This window comes from uncultured Megasphaera sp., assembly GCF_958350005.1.
Classification (GTDB): Bacteria; Bacillota; Negativicutes; order Veillonellales; family Megasphaeraceae; genus Megasphaera.
This window is the reverse complement of record NZ_CATWFF010000030.1, coordinates 1-16,462: the sequence shown is the minus strand read 5'-3', so window position 1 is coordinate 16,462 and position 16,462 is coordinate 1. Positions and strand designations below refer to the sequence as shown.

Below are 16,462 nucleotides of genomic sequence, written 5' to 3'. Positions count from 1 at the left end.
GTGATATGCGTTTTTTTATTTCCTAACAGCGGGTATTCCCGTTATGTAAAATATAGGAATTTATTTTATATAGGAGGACATATGTATACACCCAGACGCAGAGCAAAACACGCTAAAAAAACAGGGCCTCTCCGCAGGCTGCGCTTCCTGTTTCTCCTGTGTTTTGTCATACTTGCCGGACTTGGTTTCGGATATATTTTCGCTGCCTACCAGAGTCTGCCTACAGTGGGAAACAATATGCGCCCTGCCGTATCGTCGCAGGTATTTGACATTCACGGCCGCCTTATAACGACGCTTCATTCCGATCAGAACCGCCTGCCTATTGACATCAACAAGGTGCCGCAGAACCTGCAGAACGCCTTCATTGCTGCCGAAGACAACCGCTTTTATGATCATATCGGCATCGACCCCATCGGCATTGCCCGTGCCGTCGTAGCCAACCTGACCAACCGGGGCATTTCCCAGGGCGGCAGTACGATTACGCAGCAGCTGGCCAAAAACGCCTTTCTTTCGCAGGAACAGACGCTGAAGCGCAAACTCCAGGAAGCCATGCTGGCTCTGGAAATTGAACGAAAATACAGCAAAAAAGAAATCCTGGAAATGTACATGAATCAGATTTATTTTGGCCAGGGCGCATACGGCATTCAGACGGCAGCTAAAACGTATTTTGACAAGGACGTCAATGAACTGAATCTGAAGCAGTGCGCCATGCTGGCAGGCCTGCCGAAAAGCCCAAACTACTACTCGCCTTTCAATAACCTGAACGAAGCGAAAAGCCGTACCAACACGGTTCTCGACCAGATGGTCAAATACGGCTATATTTCTCAGGCTGACGGCGACGCCGCCAAAAAGGCCGACCTGGATCTGACAACGCCCAAGCAGACCAGCGAAAACGCGGAAACAGCATCTTTCGTCGATTACGTATCTCAGCTGGTAGCAGCCAAATACGGAGATGATGCGCTGTACAAGGAAGGGCTGAAAATCTACACCACCATGGATGCGGAAAAACAGCACGCCGCTGTCCGGGCGCTGCGGCAGCTGCCGGATAACTACAAGGATGACAAGGGCCTGACACAGCCGCAGGGTGCCATCGTTTCTCTGGACCCCAAAACGGGCCACATTCTGGCCATGGTCGGCGGCCGCGGCCAGGACAGCTTCAACCGCGCCACCATGGCAGTGCGCCAGCCTGGATCGGCATTTAAGCCTTTCGTCTACATGACGGCTCTGCAGCATGATAAGACGCCGAGCTCGACGATGGAAGACAAAGCCGTCTCCTATGGGTCCTGGAAACCGCAGAATGCGGACAAATCGTTCCGCGGAACAGTTACGCTCAGCGAAGCCCTGGCACTGTCCATCAACACCGTCGCCGTACAGCTGGCCGACGAAGTAGGACCGAGCAACATTATTGCCAATGCCAAGAAAATGGGCATTACCACCTTGGATTCCAAAGACGACAACCTGGCCATGGCCTTAGGCGGCCTGACCCGCGGCGTAACACCGCTGGAAATGGCCAGTGCCTACGGGACTTTTGCCAATAAAGGGGTGCACATCAAACCGACGGCTATCGTCAAAATTCTCGACCGCAACGGCAACGTTCTGGAAGACGAATCGACACTGTCCCGGGAAGAAAACAAGACCCAGGTCATGACGGAAAAAGAAGCCTATGAAATGACGTACATGCTGGAAGGCGTCATCAGCCACGGCACCGGCACAGGCGCCGACATTGGCCGCCCCGCTGCCGGCAAGACAGGGACGACAGATGACAACGTCGACGCCTGGTTCGTCGGCTATACGCCGGATATTGTCACAGCTGTCTGGATCGGTGACGACTCCGGTTCTCACAGCCTCGGCGAAGTATACGGCGGCACCATTCCGGCAGAAATCTGGCGGGCCTACATGTCGTCAGCAACAGAAGATTCCTCTGGCGAAGCCTTCTCCATTCCGGCCGGCATGAAACGCATTACAGAACAGCCAAAACCGGCAAAGAAACCAATCGAATCCAAAGCAGAATCGCTGAAAGAAAAGATCAAAGATACGCTGACCCGGAAGAAAGAACCGGCCGAATCAGCTGAACCGGCAGCAGATACGGCTCCGGCAGAATCGGAACCGGATGCACAGCGGCTGGTTCAGCAGGCTGACCGCAACAACAAGGAACGGGAATAACACCATCCTGTCAAAAGCTTCATATAACTACGAAAGGGACTGCAGAAACGCACGAGCGCTTCTGCAGTCCCTTTTTTCTGCCCTTATTCCTGACAGCCTATATCCATGATTTTTTCTTTCAGCTTTTCCAGCGTCTGGGCGCGAACGCCGAAGATGCGGACAGCATAATCGCCGTCTGAAAGAGCGGTAATGCCGCCTTCTACCAGGGGCTGACTTCCCGCTTTTCCCTGTTCTTCCGCTTCCTGCAGCAGGTCATAGACCTGACGGGCAAAGGCTTCGCCCTGTTTGGGCCGGGAAATAAACAGGCTGGCCAGATGGGTATACTGTTCAAACATACCCATGCCGTCCATGGCAAAGACAGTCGGATCAAACCGTGCGTTATCCCGGTAAATCAGCCGGCCGTCACGATAAATCCGGACCAGGTTCGTGTACCATCTATAGGCAAATCGTTCGCCCCGCATATAGCGGCCACACGTAAAAATTTCACTCCACTGAAATCCGGCATTGCCCTGAAGGTGTACATCAACAGTACTTTCAAAGGCAGAATCGGCAAACGGCACGGTGGCCTGCGGATTATACCGCAGAAATCCGCCGTCGGCTACGGTAATGGCTGCATGCCGCCTGGCACAGTCCTGACCGGACATTTGATGGATTTTTTCATAGGCCTGCGACGTAAATTCCAGGGCCGCTCCTGATTCGACAGACAGGGAAAATTCCTGCCTGTCTCCTTCCATAATGCCTGCCGACGCGGCCAGTACCATGACCTGCGTCAGTCCGTCATCCCGAACGAAAGGTTCCATGACCTTAAACGGAGCAGTAAAGGAAAGATCCTTCAACAAGGTTCTGCCGTTTTTTCCGGCAGCGGCTTTCAGCGTCAGAGACGATGTACGGCCAAACTGATTGCCCCCCATTATTCCATTCCTTCCAGGAGCACATGTTTCTTGATCCACTGTACAACATCATCGACATGTTCGCCGCTGCGGATGTTGGTGAAGATAAAGGGCCGGTCGCCTCGCATGCGCCGGGAATCCCGTTCCATTACTTCCAGGCTGGCACCGACATAAGGGGCCAGATCGATCTTATTAATGACGAGAAGGTCGGACCGGGTAATGCCGGGACCGCCTTTGCGGGGAATCTTGTCGCCTTCTGATACGTCGATGACGAAAATAGTCGCATCCGCCAGTTCCGGCGAAAAGGTTGCCGACAAATTATCGCCGCCGCTTTCGATGAATAAAATCTGTATATCCGGGAACCGTTCCATCATTTCATCGACAGCTTCCAGATTCATGGAAGCATCTTCCCGAATGGCCGTATGCGGGCAGCCTCCTGTTTCGACGCCAATAATACGTTCTACAGGCATGACGGAATTTTTTGCCAGAAATTCCGCATCTTCTTTCGTATAAATATCATTGGTAATAACACCAATGCTGTATTCCTTAGACATGCGCCGTGTCAGCGCTTCAATGAGCGCCGTCTTGCCGGAGCCAACAGGACCGGCGACGCCAATACGTACATAAGCCAATGGTATCCTTCCTTTCTTAAGACATATACAGCCGCGAATAGAGGTGTTCATGTTCCATGCTGCGCAGGTCAAAGGCCGGCGTAGAAGCACAGAGCATGGCCTCGTCAGCTTCTTCCACACGCAGCAGCAGTTCGGCAAAAACCGGATGCAGCCGGGTGAGGATCTTCTGCCCTGACGACTGACTGAGCGGCACGGTTTTTACGCAGTTCGTCACCATCCCCGACGTCTGGGCGTACAGGTAATTGGCCAGCCCTTCTTCCCGCTCAATGCCGTTGGCTGCACAGAAGACGCCATAGGCACAGGGATGGCACGTAGTCTTTCCCTTCCGGGCCGTCAGGTACTGGCAAAAAAAGTTTCCATGCCACGGCCCTTCCATATGCATCAGGGTTTTGCAGAACCGGTTGCCCAGCTTTTTAGACGCTTCCCGCAGTTCCATAGGTATGCGGGACGCTTCCATAATTTCTTCCAGTTCATCAATGGCCTGAATATCCTGGCAGGCAGCTGCATCATAGGCCAGCCGGGCAGCCAGCAAATCGGTATAGGCAAAATTATAGCGCAGCCGATTGGTAATATAGACAGCAGCAGTATGCTCATCATGGACGAGACCGCGCTGAATATACGTTTCCAGGCCATACGAATGAGAATAAGCCCCTATGGGAAAGAGAGAATCGTTAATCTGCAGCAGCAGAAAGTGTCCTTCTAACGTTTGTATACTCATAGTATCCCCTAATGATGATGGTTATGAACCTGTGATGAAATGCGATGGTCAAAGTCGAGAGACTGTACGCGCTTTTCCGCCGTGACACCGTGCAATTTGCCAAGCATGACCAGCATGGGCTCATTATACGGCGTCACGAAGGTCCGGTCGTCTTCCCCCCAGAACAGAGCAGCATGGCGATTGCCGATTTCATAACAGACCTTGGCTGCCATCTTGGGATGATCCGGAGCTACATGAACGGCAATGACCTCGCACGGCGGCGTATGCACGACGATGAGGAGATTATCCTGATCGTAAATAACGTCGCCTTCATACAGCCCGCGCGTCAGGACTTCGTCACCCATGCGGATGCCGATTTCCCGTCCTGTATTCGTTTTCTTGGAATGAATTTTCTTGAATGATTCATGCCATTCAATATCCACTGTTTCTATGGTCTTGCCAGTTGTATCCATATTGGCAAGTTTACCGTATATAGTCGTACAGATCATATGGTTCCTCCTTTGAAAACAATAGCGCGCCGCAGCACGCTATTGTTGTATACCTTATTTTATTTTTATTACCACTGGCCAATGAGGAGAAGTACGCCGGGAATCCAGGCCGTAACGACGCCTTCAAAAACCTGAAGACGGGGAACGAATTTCCCTAATTTCACACCCAGTACATCTTCTACAAAGGCCGTGCCCCAGAGAATTCCCCATAAATACCAGATAGCGGCCCAGCGCCAGTCCGGCGTAATATGGAGAACTGAATTGCCGAAGAATCCTTCCATGGTGCCGAAAATAAAGGCATTGACGGCAACAAAGGTGGAAAACCAGGCAAAAGGCAGAGGACTGAGGCCGCGGATCTTGGAAAAGGCGACGAAGAGGTAGGTAAAGCCGAAGAGCAGTCCCGTTCCGGCAGCATAGTAGTTGCCCTGCACCATGGCGATGACGTTGGCAATGAGAGATAAGCCGCCGGTAAAGATATTCATTACTGCCGTCGATTCGCCGTCGACCTTATACAGCGTGCACAGGCCGTTGTTAATCAGGACGATGCCGACAAAGAGCAAACACACACCTAACATGACATCCCGTCCTTTCTTAGAACAAATTATACAGCTGCGTAAGGGGCAGTTTTTCTGCTGCCTGGGACGTGATTTTTTCTCCGTCTACGCGCACTTCATAGGTTTCCGGATTGACCTGAATATCCGGTGCCTGGTCATTGAACTTCATGTCCACTTTACCAATATGGCGGCAGCCGGAAACAGGGACTACTGTTTTCTGCAGACCATATGCTTCTTTCACATCCCGTTCCATAGCCGCCTGAGATACAAAGGTCAGGCACGACGCATATTTCGCAGCGCCGTGGGCACCGAACATAGGCTGGTACATGACCGGTTCGCACGTTGGAATAGAAGCATTGCCATCGCCCATCTTAGATGCTGTAATCATGCCGCCTTTAATAATCATATCCGGCTTAATGCCGAAGAAGGCCGGGTTCCACAGAACAATATCGGCAAATTTTCCCACTTCCAGGGAGCCGACATACTGGGAAATGCCGTGGGTAATAGCCGGATTGATGGTGTACTTGGAAATATACCGTTTGACGCGGAAATTATCATTGTCGTGACCGGCATCTTCCGGCAGGGCGCCCCGTTCGTCTTTCATCTTGCTCGCCGTCTGCCACGTGCGGGTAATAACTTCGCCAACGCGGCCCATGGCCTGGGAGTCGGAACTCATCATGCTGAACACGCCCATATCATGGAGAACGTCTTCGGCAGCAATGGTTTCCGGACGAATACGGGAGTCCGCAAAGGCTACGTCTTCCGGAATCCGTTTATCCAGATGATGGCATACCATGAGCATGTCCAGATGTTCATCCAGCGTATTGACCGTAAAAGGCATGGTAGGATTCGTCGAAGACGGCAGCACGTTGGGCGCACCGGCAGCGCGGATGATGTCCGGCGCATGGCCGCCGCCGGCGCCTTCTGTATGGTACGTATGAATGGTGCGGCCGGCAATGGCATTAAGCGTATCTTCTACGCAGCCCCCTTCATTCAGCGTATCCGTATGAATAGCAACCTGCACGTCATAGTCATCGGCTACGTTCAGGCAATGGTCGATAACGGCCGGCGTAGCACCCCAGTCTTCATGAATCTTCAGGCCCATGGCGCCTGCTTCGACCTGTTCGATAAGCGCTTTTTCATCGGCGCAGTTCCCCTTGCCGAGGAAGCCGATATTCATGGGATATTCTTCTGCTGCTTTCAGCATCATAGCCATATTCCAGGGACCAGGCGTACAGGTCGTGGCATTCGTGCCATCAGCCGGGCCGGTACCGCCGCCGATCATAGTTGTTACGCCGCTGTACAGCGCACATTCTACCTGGCTCGGCGAAATGAAATGGATGTGCGAATCAATGCCGCCGGCTGTAACGATCAGTCCTTCGCCGGCCAGGGCTTCTGTAGATGCGCCGACAACCATTCCCGGCGTAACACCGTCCATGACAGCCGGATTTCCTGCCTTGCCAATGCCGGCAATCAGTCCGTCTTTAATGCCAATATCGGCTTTATAAATGCCCGTATAATCGACGATAAGGCAGTTCGTAATGACCAAGTCCAGGTCGCCGCCGGCACTCGTCGTCGTAACGGACTGACCCATGCCGTCGCGCAGGGTTTTGCCGCCGCCAAACTTGCATTCATCACCATATGTCGTGTAATCGTTTTCTACTTCAATGACCAGATTCGTATCAGCCAGACGAACTTTATCCCCCGTCGTCGGGCCATACATCATGGCATATTTATTTCCAGAAATGGTTACGCTCATTCTGTATCCTCCTCTACTGTATAAACCCCTTGATTTTTGCCTTGGCAAGGGATGCTGCTTTCGTATCGTCTCCTACACGGGCCCGGGTCAGATCATTAAGGCCAAAGACCCGCTTTGTCCCGCCCATGGCCGTAAGCTGCACTTCTTTTTCTTCACCTGGTTCGAAGCGGACCGATGTGCCGGAAGGAATATCGAGATGATATCCATAGGCCTTTTCCCGATCAAAGGAAAGGCAGCGATTCACTTCAAAGAAATGAAAATGAGAGCCTACCTGAACGGGGCGGTCTCCCGTATTGGCAACCGTAACTGTAACGACCGGCTTCCCTGCATTGAGCGTAATATCTCTGTCCAGTGCTTTAATTTCTCCTATTTCCATAGTCGTCTCTCCTTATACCTGCTGAATGGGATGATGAACGGTGACGAGCTTCGTGCCGTCCGGAAACGTCGCTTCTACCTGAACCTGTGTAACCATGCCGGCTACGCCATCCATGACGTCATCACTGGTGAGGAGATGGCATCCCAGCTCCATCAGTTCTGTCACGCGCTTCCCATCACGGGCCAGTTCCATTAATTCCGAACTGATATAGGCCACAGCTTCGGCGTAATTCAGCTTCAATCCGCGGGCTCTGCGTTCTTTGGCCAAATTGCCTGCTGTATGGAGCATCAATTTTTCCATTTCCTTCGGAGTTATTCTCATTTTTTATTTTCTCCTTTTAATTTTAATATTTTCTTCGTGTTGCAAATAATATTTTATCATTCTTATGGGTGATGTCAATTACATATATGCATTTTTAAATATGACATAAGAATATCAAATATAATAACAGGTAATAGATATATTACTTATTATAATTCACATGAAGGCTATAATAACTAAAAAGACACCTTGACGAATCTTCATCAAGGTGTCTGCTGTACGGACAAAAAAGCCGGTTATTTCTGCAGCATTACTGCTTCGTAATGACGTCACAGTGCATATAGGGACGGAGTACTTCCGGAACGATGACAGAGCCGTCAGCCTGCTGATAGTTTTCCAGAATAGCAGCAACTGTACGGCCTACGGCCAGGCCGGAGCCATTCAGGGTATGGACGTATTCCGGTTTGGACTTAGGCGAGCGGCGGAAGCGGATATTGGCACGGCGAGCCTGGAAATCTTCCGTATTGGAGCACGACGAAATTTCCCGATATTTTTCCTGTGCCGGGAACCAGACTTCCACGTCAAAGGTCTTGGCTGCCGAAAAGCCAATATCGCCGGTGCACAGGCAGACGACGTGATACGGCAGGCCCAGGGCTTTCAGAATATCTTCGGCATTGTTCGTGAGCTTATCCAGTTCATCATAACTCGTTTCCGGCGTCGTATATTTAACCATTTCTACTTTATGGAACTGATGCTGACGGATAAGGCCCCGCGTATCACGGCCGGCAGAACCGGCTTCGGCACGGAAGCACGGCGTCATGGCCGTAAAGTACACAGGCAGCTTGGCACCGTCAATGATTTCGCCGCGGTAGTAGTTGGTCAGCGGTACTTCTGCAGTCGGAATCATATACATTTCTTCGCCTTCTACGTTGAGCCGGTACATGTCTTCATAGAATTTCGGCAGCTGGCCCGTACCGGTCATGGAGTCGCGATTGACGATGTACGGCGGAATAACTTCCGTATAGCCGTCTTTTTCCGTATGCTGATCGAGCATGAAGTTATATACAGCCCGTTCCAGCCGTGCGCCGGCACCGATGTAGTAATAGAAGCGGGCGCCCGTAACCTTGGCAGCCCGTTCGGAATCGAGAATGCCCAGTTTTTCACCGACGTCCCAGTGATTGAGCGGCGTAAAGTCAAATTTCGTCGGTTCGCCCCATTTACGGACTTCCGGATTGTCGCTGTCATCATTGCCGACAGGAACAGAAGGATGACACATGTTGGGAATCATGAGCTGAATGTTCAGCATATCGGCTTCAACCTGTTTGACTTCCTTATCGAGAACGTCGATGTCATCGCCCAGTTTTTTCATGGCTGCAATCTGTTCATCGGCATTCTGCTTGTTCCGCTTGAGCTGGCTGATTTCCTGCGTTACCGTATTGCGTTCGTTCTTCATGGCTTCTACTTTCTGAAGCAGTTCGCGGCGGCGGCTGTCGAGGGCAACAAAGGCATCGACGTCGGCTTTGGCATGACGCCGTTCTACATTCAGCTTCACTTCTTCTGCATGTTCGCGAATGAATTTAGTATCTAACATAATGAATATTCTTCCTTTCTCTATAGAAACAGGGATTGCATACAGCCTATGGCTTACAGGCCCTTCTGTTCAATGCCGCTGAACAGATAGCCCATGTGATTCGTGGAATTGAGCAGTACCAGACGCCATACACCATCGTGGCATTCCAGCACGTTAATGCACGTATTATCCTGCTTGATCTGCCAGAAATGACTCATGTCCAGGCCCAGAACATCGCAGATAATCGCCTTGTTGACGGCATCATGGGCGGCGACGAGGACGGTCTGGCCGTCGTATTTTTCAGCATATTCGTCAAAGGCAGCACGGGCGCGGCGCCGTACATCGTCCAGGGATTCGCCGCCTTTGCCCGGCATGGTAACGAGCTGCGGCTGACTGTGCCACTGCTGAAATTCTTTCGGATACTTCTGTCTGATTTCATCAGCCAGGCAGCCTTCCCAGTCGCCGTGATTGATTTCAATGAGACGGCTGTCCTTTTCTACGTTCAGCCCGTGCAGGTCTGCACAGAACTGGCAGGTCATGTACGACCGTTCCAGAGGACTGGAAATGGCCCGGTCCATAGGGATGTCTTTCAGTCCCTGAGCAACCATATGCCCCTGAGCAAGGCCTCGTTCACTGAGCTGCGTGTCTTCCTGGCCCTGATAGCGGCCTTCTACGTTCCATTTCGTTTCGCCGTGGCGAATCAGTATAATTCGAATCATCAGTACCTCCCGGACCTTATATATCGCAGTGAATCAGTTTCATATCCAAAATGCCGTCAATGGAACGGAGCTTGAGCATAATATCGTTGGGAATGTCGTCCTGAACGGCAATAGCCATGATATTCGTGCCGGTCTTGGTCATGCGTCCGACCTGCATGCCCGTAATATTGATGTGAGCCTGCCCCAGAATCGTCGAAATCTGGCCGATCATGTTAGGCTGGTCAATATGGGGCGCCAGGAGCAGATACCCTTCCGGCGTAAAGTCGACGCGGTATTCGTCGATCTGAACGATTTTGGCTTCCGTCTTATTGAACAGCGTCCCCACGAGGGTGTGTTCACCCTTGCTGGTCTTGACGCGTACCGTTACGGCATCGACGAAATAGCTGTTATCCTGTGATTTGATTTCTTTTACGGCAATATGACGGGTTTTGGCTACTTCAGCAGCATTGACGAAGTTGACCGATTCCTGCAGTATCGGATTCAGGGCCCCTTTCAAAACGGCAATGGTAAGAAGGCGCGTTTCCGTTTCGGCCAGCTCGCCCGTATATTCTACCTGAATTTCCCGCATCGGTGCGTCTGACAGGTATACAGCCAGATTGCCCATCCGTTCCATCAGATCGAAATAGGGATGAATGACGTTGTACACGTTCTGCGGAATAGGAGCCATATTGACAGCTGTTGCGACCGGTTCGCCGCTCAGGGCTGCCATAACGCCTTCTGCAACGTCTACGGATACGCCGATCTGCGCTTCTACTGTCGAGGCGCCGAGGTGCGGCGTAATGACGACGTTGTCCATGCCAATGAACGGGTCAATTTCCTTGCGAAGCGGTTCTGTCGGGAATACGTCAATAGCCGCGCCGGCAACGTGGCCGCTCTTGAGGGCTTCTGCCAGAGCCTGAATATCGAGGACAGCACCGCGGGATACGTTGATGACGCGGACGCCGTCTTTCATCTTGGCAATTTCTTCAGCACCGATCATGCCGCGTGTTTCCTTGGTCAGCGGCGTATGCATGGTAATATAGTCAGACGTGCGCAGGAGCGTATCCAGATCGACAGACTGAACGCCGAGCTGTTTGAACCGTTCTTCCGGAATATACGGGTCATAGCCGATGGTCTTCATTTCCATGGCCTGCATCCGCTTGGCAATGCGCGAACCAATGCGGCCTACGCCGATAATGCCAATGGTCTTGTGCTGGAGCTGAATCCCCGTAAACCGGGCCCGGTCCCATTCACCGGCCATAAGAGAATTATGGGCCTGCGGAATATGACGCGTAATGGCCATGATCATGGCACAGGTATGTTCCGTTGCTGCCATGGTATTGGCCGTCGGCGTGTTGACGACGACAATGCCCCGGGCAGTTGCCGTTTTCAGGTCAATACTGTCGACGCCGACACCGGCCCGGCCAATGACCTTTAATTTGGTTGCGGCATCAATAACTTTTTCCGTTACATGCGTCATGGAACGGGTAATAAGTCCGTCATATTCGCCAATGCAGTCGATAAGCCCCTGTTCATCCAGGTTTTTCTTCACATCTACTTCATAGCCATGTTCCCGCAGCAGCTCTACGCCTTTCATGGATACGTCATCACTAACTAAAATCTTCATCTGTTTTCTCCTCCTGTACACGCGCCCCTACGCGTTTTGTCTTTACTTTTTATTGTATTAATGATTCTGCCGGAAGGTTTCCATAAAATCAGCCAGAGCCTGACAGCCTTCCAGGGTAACAGCATTATACAGCGACGCCCGGCAGCCGCCAATGGAGCGATGTCCCTTCAGGCCTATGAGCCCTTTTTCCGCCGCCTTGGCAGCAAATTCAGCTTCCAGCTCCGGCGACGGCAGATTAAAGGTAACATTCATGCGGCTCCGCGAATCCTTACGGGCATGGCCGCGGTAGAATCCATCACTGCTGTCGAGAACACTGTATACGAGATCGGCTTTTTCCTTGTTTCTCGACGCCATGGCAGCCAGACCGCCGTGATCTTCCAGCCAGTGCAGCACTTTGCCGACGAAGTAAATACCAAATACTGGCGGCGTATTATACGTCGAATCCTTATCGACATAGGTCTGATACTTCAGCATGTCCGGCAGGTCTGTCCGGGCCTGTTTCAGCAGCTCTTCCTTAATAATGCCGACAACGACACCGGCAGGGCCGACGTTTTTCTGCGCACCGGCATAGACAAAGTCGAAGTTGCTCACGTCGAAAGGACGGCTGAGAAAATCGCTGGACATATCACAGAATAATGGCACATCAAAAGACGGATACGTCTGCCATTCTGTACCATGAATAGTATTGTTCGACGTAATATATACGTAATCGGTCCCATCCTGCACAGAGAATGTATCTGGCGAAGGAATATACGTAAAGCCATCGCCTTTGCTGGATGCTACTTCATAGGTCGTGCCAAAAAACTGTGCCGCCTTCATGGCTTTGTCCGACCAGACACCGGTATTGATATAGCCGCCTTTCCGCTTCAGGAAATTAGCAGCATGCATGACGAACTGCATGCTGCCGCCGCCCTGCATGAAGATGACGGCATAGCCGTCCGGAATGGACAGAAAGCGCCTGAGCGTCGCTTTTACATCATCCTGCATCGCCTGGTAGGCAGCACTGCGATGGCTGATTTCAACGATGCTCATGCCTGTATGCTGAAAATCAAGAAATTCTGCCTGAACCTCCTGCAGCACTTCCAGAGGCATGGCCGATGGTCCGGCATTAAAATTATATACTCGTTTCACGTGGTTCCACACCTTTCACTCATAAAAAAACTCCCGTCCCTTTACAGGGACGAGAGTAAATTCCCGCGTTGCCACCCAACTTGCCTTTCGGCCAACTTGCTTCGCTGTATCGGGCGAACCCGTCAAATTCATCATTTGCCGCTCCGGAGCGGAACGCCTTACAGCCTCTCTGCCTCGCACCGGCCGGCAGCTCTCTGATCAGGCAGCGTAATTTGCTTCTCCTTCATTGCGTACTGTAAAATTATGTTTATTATAAACACGATTTTCCTGTCTGTCAAGAACAAAGACTGCAGATTTCTACGCTCCTTTAGGCCGATGGATGGGCATATTGGTCACGACAAGACCGAGAATGACGACAATGACGCCAAGCCACTGCCAGAGGGACAGGCTTTCGCCGAGGACAAACCGGGCCGTAAGGAGTCCAAAAACCGGCACGAGCAGTGACAGAGGCGCAATTTTATGAGCTTCATATTTGGCCAGGAGCTTGCTCCACAGTCCATACCCAACGATAGTAGCCAGAAAGGATAAATAACAAATAGAAAAGACCGTAACAGGCTGAATATGGAGAATAGCCGAAGCCATGGCGTCAGGGCCTTCCAGCCATGCCGACAGGGCCAGCATGGGCAGAGGCGGCACGAGGCTGGACCAGACGACGAGGCTGAGCACATCGAGATGTTTGCCTTCTTCTGCAGCTGCCGTCGATGCCTGGCGGACGACGATGTTGGACAGGCCCCAGCACAGAGCACCGCCCAGCGTCAATACGAGTGAATCCAGGGGAATGACGGCAGCCTGACTGTCAAACTGACCGCTAATAAAAGCCAGGCCGGCAGCTGCCATAGTCAGGCCCACAATCTGCCTGCCATGAATGCGTTCATGAAAGAACAGCGCTGCCAGGAAGATCGTAAAAAAGGCCTGGGCCTGCAGGATAACCGACGCTGCTCCGGCAGGCATGCCGATATGGATGGCACAGAATAAACAGGCAAACTGGCCGACGCCGACAGTCAGGCCATAGGCCACGATATGGCGCAGCGGTGCCTGGGGCCGCCTGATGAACAGCAGCGCCGGAAAGGCGGCAAAAGCAAAGCGCAGGGCTACCAGCAGCAGCGGCGGTATGCCGTCGACGCCAAATTTGATGACTGTGAAGTTAACGCCCCATATGATGACGATTAAAATGGCCAGTAAACGGTCTTGTACTTTCATGAATTCTAGCTCCTCCTCATTTGGCTGTATTCGGAAATGTACGGATATCAGCTGGTCCGGACCAGCTGATGTCATTAATTACATTTGCTCCAGCCGCAGTTTTTGCAGGTATTGCAGCCTCCTTCAAAGACGAGAGGTTCGCCGCACTGCGGGCAGAACATGCTGTCTGCCGTTACTTTCTTATCTGCCTTGGGCGGAACCGGCGCCTTGCGGACCGGCACTTCACCGCCGGCAACGGCTGATGACTGACGCAGTTCTTCCTGCACTTCGTTATACATATCCAGCAGGGCATTGCCTACAGCCATGGGGCAGCAGGACCCTTTGCTCGTATCGCCCCGCGTTGCCCGCCGTACAGAATAGGACGGACAGTTTCCTGTCGAATTGAGCTGATCCACAATAGTATACACGTCAATGCCGGCACGGGCACTGATGGAAATCATCCGGGACAGGCCGATCATGAAGTTATTGCAGCCTCCTGTCGAACCTTTGCTCAGATACGTTTCCAGAAGGGCTCCTGTGGACGGATCAAAGAAGGCCAGACAGTGCAGGCTGCCGCAGCCCGTAACGAGCTTTCGCTTTTTGCCGATAACATTATCGTCAATGCTGACGATTTCGCCGCGCCGGAGTCCTGCGCCGGCAATAGGCGCGCCTGTATCTTCCACATGAGTCGTCAGAATGCCGGCCCGCTTGCAGCCGTCCCGGAACAGGGTCAGCCCTTTGCAGCCTTTTTCATAGGCCAGCATATACAGCTGTTCCGTATCTTCTACAGTAAAGCTGTTCGGCACGTTGACCGTCGAGCTGATGGACGCGTCAATATGGCGCTGCCAGGCTGCCTGCATGGCAACGCGCTGCCGGTAATCCAGGGTCATGGCTGTCACGAAATAGCCCGGCAGATTGGCATCGTCTTTAATGCCGTGGCTCTTCATATAGCGATCCACAATAGGCGTATACACTTTATAGTATACGTCCGTGCCATGGAGAGATTCTGTCTTTCGTTCATAGAAATTGGCATAAATCGGTTCAATGCCGCCGGAAATTCCCAGCATCGTCGACAACGTCCCCGTCGGGGCAATGGTCAGGAGCTGCGAATTATGAAGGCCGTATTTCCGAACGAGATCGCGGGTCTGTTCCGTCGTATTCGCCTGGAAATAAGGCGTTTCCATGATTTCGTCGACATGACACATGGCAAAAGGACCTTCTTCTGCTGCCAGCTGCGCCGATGCGGCAATGGCTGTATCGGCCATGGCAAAGCCCAGTTCGTGGCAGAAATCGACAGCTTCATCGCTGCCATAGGTCAGGCCCAGCTTAATGAGCATGTCGCCCAGGCCCATAATGCCCAGGCCGATTTGCCGCCACATCTTGACGCTGTCCTGCTGTTCCTGCAGCGGATGGAGCGGAAGGCCTTCGTCAAGGACGTCGTTCAGCGCCTGTACGGCAATGGTAACAGTCCGCTTAAAGTCTGCCATATCAAAGGCCGCATCTGCCGAGAAAGGATGCAGTACAAAATTGGCCAGGTTAATGCTGCCCAGCAGGCACGATCCGCCGGCCGGCAAGGGTTCTTCTGCGCAGGGATTTACACCGGCAAAGGAAAACTCCTTCGTATTGGCCAGGAGATTCCACGAACGAATGCGATCCCAGAACAGCGCGCCCGGTTCAGCATAATCCCAGTTCGTTTCCGCAATGAGATGAAAGACATCGGCTGCATCGACCAGGCTTTCAATGACCTGCCCCGTTTCTTTTCGCGTGTAATGAAGACGGAACTGACGCCGCTGCCGGACGGCTTCCATAAATTCATCACTCAGGCGAATGGAAATATTGGCTTTCGTCACCTTATCCAGGTCTGTCTTCAGTTTTATAAATTCCAGTACGTCCGGATGGGAACAGTCAATGGAAATCATCAGCGCGCCGCGGCGTCCATTCTGCCCGATAAGTTCCGTTACCAGCGAATAGAGGGTCATGAAGGAAATGGAGCCGCTCGTTTCTTTGGCAGCATTATTGATGCGCGCTCCCTTGGGGCTCAGGCTGGAAATATCGATGCCGCAGCCGCCGCCGTAACTGTACGTACGGGCCAGCTTGCCGGCACGGTCAAAAATACTTTCAATGTTATCTTCCGGCGGCGTCATAACATAGCAGTTGGACAGGGTAATCTTTTTCCCTTCATATTCCAGACCCCGGTTGGCCAGAATACGGCCGCCAAATAAAAATTTCTGTTTCTCTATGAGATCTGCCACGTCTTCATTGCCGCCGCTGACCCGCTGCAGCCACTGTTCAAACGATTCGCCGTCACTGCAGTATTTATTCCGCCAAATATCCAGTCCCAGCTGGTTCTGTTCACCAAGCCATTCTTGCTCCGTCATATTCAGTCCTCCATCATTGTATCTTATATAGTATATTC

Annotated in this window: 15 protein-coding genes; 1 reads left to right on the top strand and 14 read right to left on the bottom strand. The window is 52.2% G+C overall.

The genetic code is table 11. The features are described from left to right. Nucleotides 1-81 precede the first annotated feature (81 nt). On the top strand, nt 82-2,163 hold the full coding sequence (locus Q3886_RS03180) for a transglycosylase domain-containing protein (RefSeq protein ID WP_301859721.1): 2,082 nt from the start codon (nt 82-84) through the stop codon (nt 2,161-2,163). An 83-nt stretch (nt 2,164-2,246) separates the two neighbouring features. Here the strand turns inward: Q3886_RS03180 and Q3886_RS03175 are convergent, their stop codons facing one another. The 14 genes from Q3886_RS03175 to Q3886_RS03110 all read right to left on the bottom strand — a co-directional run bounded on the left by Q3886_RS03175 (nt 2,247) and on the right by Q3886_RS03110 (nt 16,424). Next, a complete protein-coding gene (locus tag Q3886_RS03175; protein WP_301859720.1) occupies nt 2,247-3,074 on the bottom strand; it encodes an urease accessory protein UreD in 828 nt (275 codons plus the stop codon). Beyond that, entirely contained in the window at nt 3,074-3,685 is a 612-nt protein-coding gene (gene ureG, locus Q3886_RS03170) for an urease accessory protein UreG (RefSeq protein WP_301859719.1), read from the bottom strand. The genes Q3886_RS03175 and ureG overlap by 1 nt, the downstream gene beginning before the upstream one ends. A 16-nt stretch (nt 3,686-3,701) precedes the next feature. Beyond that, entirely contained in the window at nt 3,702-4,403 is a 702-nt protein-coding gene (locus tag Q3886_RS03165; RefSeq protein ID WP_301859718.1) for an urease accessory protein UreF, read from the bottom strand. Between the two features lie 8 nt (nt 4,404-4,411). Beyond that, entirely contained in the window at nt 4,412-4,891 is a 480-nt protein-coding gene (locus tag Q3886_RS03160; RefSeq protein ID WP_301859717.1) for a hypothetical protein, read from the bottom strand. Between the two features lie 68 nt (nt 4,892-4,959). Next, the gene (locus Q3886_RS03155; RefSeq protein ID WP_301859716.1) at nt 4,960-5,466 is read right to left on the bottom strand and encodes an AmiS/UreI family transporter; all 507 of its coding nucleotides are present in this window, start codon (nt 5,464-5,466) and stop codon (nt 4,960-4,962) included. Between the two features lie 16 nt (nt 5,467-5,482). After that, nucleotides 5,483-7,204: an urease subunit alpha gene (ureC, locus tag Q3886_RS03150; RefSeq protein ID WP_301859715.1), complete on the bottom strand. Its 1,722-nt coding sequence runs from the start codon at nt 7,202-7,204 to the stop codon at nt 5,483-5,485. A gap of 13 nt (nt 7,205-7,217) precedes the next feature. Then, nucleotides 7,218-7,580, bottom strand: a complete 363-nt coding sequence (gene ureB, locus Q3886_RS03145; protein ID WP_301859714.1) for an urease subunit beta — start codon at nt 7,578-7,580, stop codon at nt 7,218-7,220. A 12-nt stretch (nt 7,581-7,592) separates the two neighbouring features. Then, on the bottom strand, nt 7,593-7,901 hold the full coding sequence (gene ureA, locus Q3886_RS03140) for an urease subunit gamma (RefSeq protein WP_301859713.1): 309 nt from the start codon (nt 7,899-7,901) through the stop codon (nt 7,593-7,595). A gap of 250 nt (nt 7,902-8,151) precedes the next feature. Then, entirely contained in the window at nt 8,152-9,432 is a 1,281-nt protein-coding gene (gene serS, locus Q3886_RS03135; RefSeq protein WP_301859712.1) for a serine--tRNA ligase, read from the bottom strand. Between the two features lie 53 nt (nt 9,433-9,485). Next, nucleotides 9,486-10,130 (bottom strand): histidine phosphatase family protein, encoded by a 645-nt coding sequence (locus Q3886_RS03130; RefSeq protein WP_301859711.1) that lies wholly within the window; start codon nt 10,128-10,130, stop codon nt 9,486-9,488. Nucleotides 10,131-10,146: 16 nt separating this feature from the next. Next, complete coding sequence (serA, locus tag Q3886_RS03125; protein ID WP_301859710.1) at nt 10,147-11,736, bottom strand: phosphoglycerate dehydrogenase; 1,590 nt, start codon at nt 11,734-11,736, stop codon at nt 10,147-10,149. 57 nt (nt 11,737-11,793) lie between these two features. Continuing rightward, nucleotides 11,794-12,867 carry a 3-phosphoserine/phosphohydroxythreonine transaminase gene (gene serC, locus Q3886_RS03120; protein WP_301859709.1) on the bottom strand — a complete coding sequence of 358 codons (1,074 nt, stop codon included), beginning with the start codon at nt 12,865-12,867 and terminating at the stop codon, nt 11,794-11,796. 297 nt (nt 12,868-13,164) lie between these two features. Continuing rightward, nucleotides 13,165-14,067, bottom strand: a complete 903-nt coding sequence (locus Q3886_RS03115; protein ID WP_301859708.1) for an EamA family transporter — start codon at nt 14,065-14,067, stop codon at nt 13,165-13,167. Nucleotides 14,068-14,141: 74 nt separating this feature from the next. Next, nucleotides 14,142-16,424 carry an adenosylcobalamin-dependent ribonucleoside-diphosphate reductase gene (locus tag Q3886_RS03110; RefSeq protein WP_301859707.1) on the bottom strand — a complete coding sequence of 761 codons (2,283 nt, stop codon included), beginning with the start codon at nt 16,422-16,424 and terminating at the stop codon, nt 14,142-14,144. Between the last annotated feature and the right edge of the window lie 38 nt (nt 16,425-16,462).

Bases quoted from the DNA above. Each gene is read 5' to 3' on its own strand.
- Q3886_RS03180 (WP_301859721.1), top strand. From the start codon at position 82: ATGTATACACCCAGACGCAGAGCAAAACACGCTAAAAAAACAGGGCCT.
- Q3886_RS03175 (WP_301859720.1), bottom strand. From the start codon at position 3,074: ATGGGGGGCAATCAGTTTGGCCGTACATCGTCTCTGACGCTGAAAGCC.
- Q3886_RS03165 (WP_301859718.1), bottom strand. From the start codon at position 4,403: ATGAGTATACAAACGTTAGAAGGACACTTTCTGCTGCTGCAGATTAAC.
- Q3886_RS03160 (WP_301859717.1), bottom strand. From the start codon at position 4,891: ATGATCTGTACGACTATATACGGTAAACTTGCCAATATGGATACAACT.
- Q3886_RS03155 (WP_301859716.1), bottom strand. From the start codon at position 5,466: ATGTTAGGTGTGTGTTTGCTCTTTGTCGGCATCGTCCTGATTAACAAC.
- ureC (WP_301859715.1), bottom strand. From the start codon at position 7,204: ATGAGCGTAACCATTTCTGGAAATAAATATGCCATGATGTATGGCCCG.
- ureB (WP_301859714.1), bottom strand. From the start codon at position 7,580: ATGGAAATAGGAGAAATTAAAGCACTGGACAGAGATATTACGCTCAAT.
- ureA (WP_301859713.1), bottom strand. From the start codon at position 7,901: ATGAGAATAACTCCGAAGGAAATGGAAAAATTGATGCTCCATACAGCA.
- serS (WP_301859712.1), bottom strand. From the start codon at position 9,432: ATGTTAGATACTAAATTCATTCGCGAACATGCAGAAGAAGTGAAGCTG.
- Q3886_RS03130 (WP_301859711.1), bottom strand. From the start codon at position 10,130: ATGATTCGAATTATACTGATTCGCCACGGCGAAACGAAATGGAACGTA.
- serA (WP_301859710.1), bottom strand. From the start codon at position 11,736: ATGAAGATTTTAGTTAGTGATGACGTATCCATGAAAGGCGTAGAGCTG.
- Q3886_RS03115 (WP_301859708.1), bottom strand. From the start codon at position 14,067: ATGAAAGTACAAGACCGTTTACTGGCCATTTTAATCGTCATCATATGG.
- Q3886_RS03110 (WP_301859707.1), bottom strand. From the start codon at position 16,424: ATGACGGAGCAAGAATGGCTTGGTGAACAGAACCAGCTGGGACTGGAT.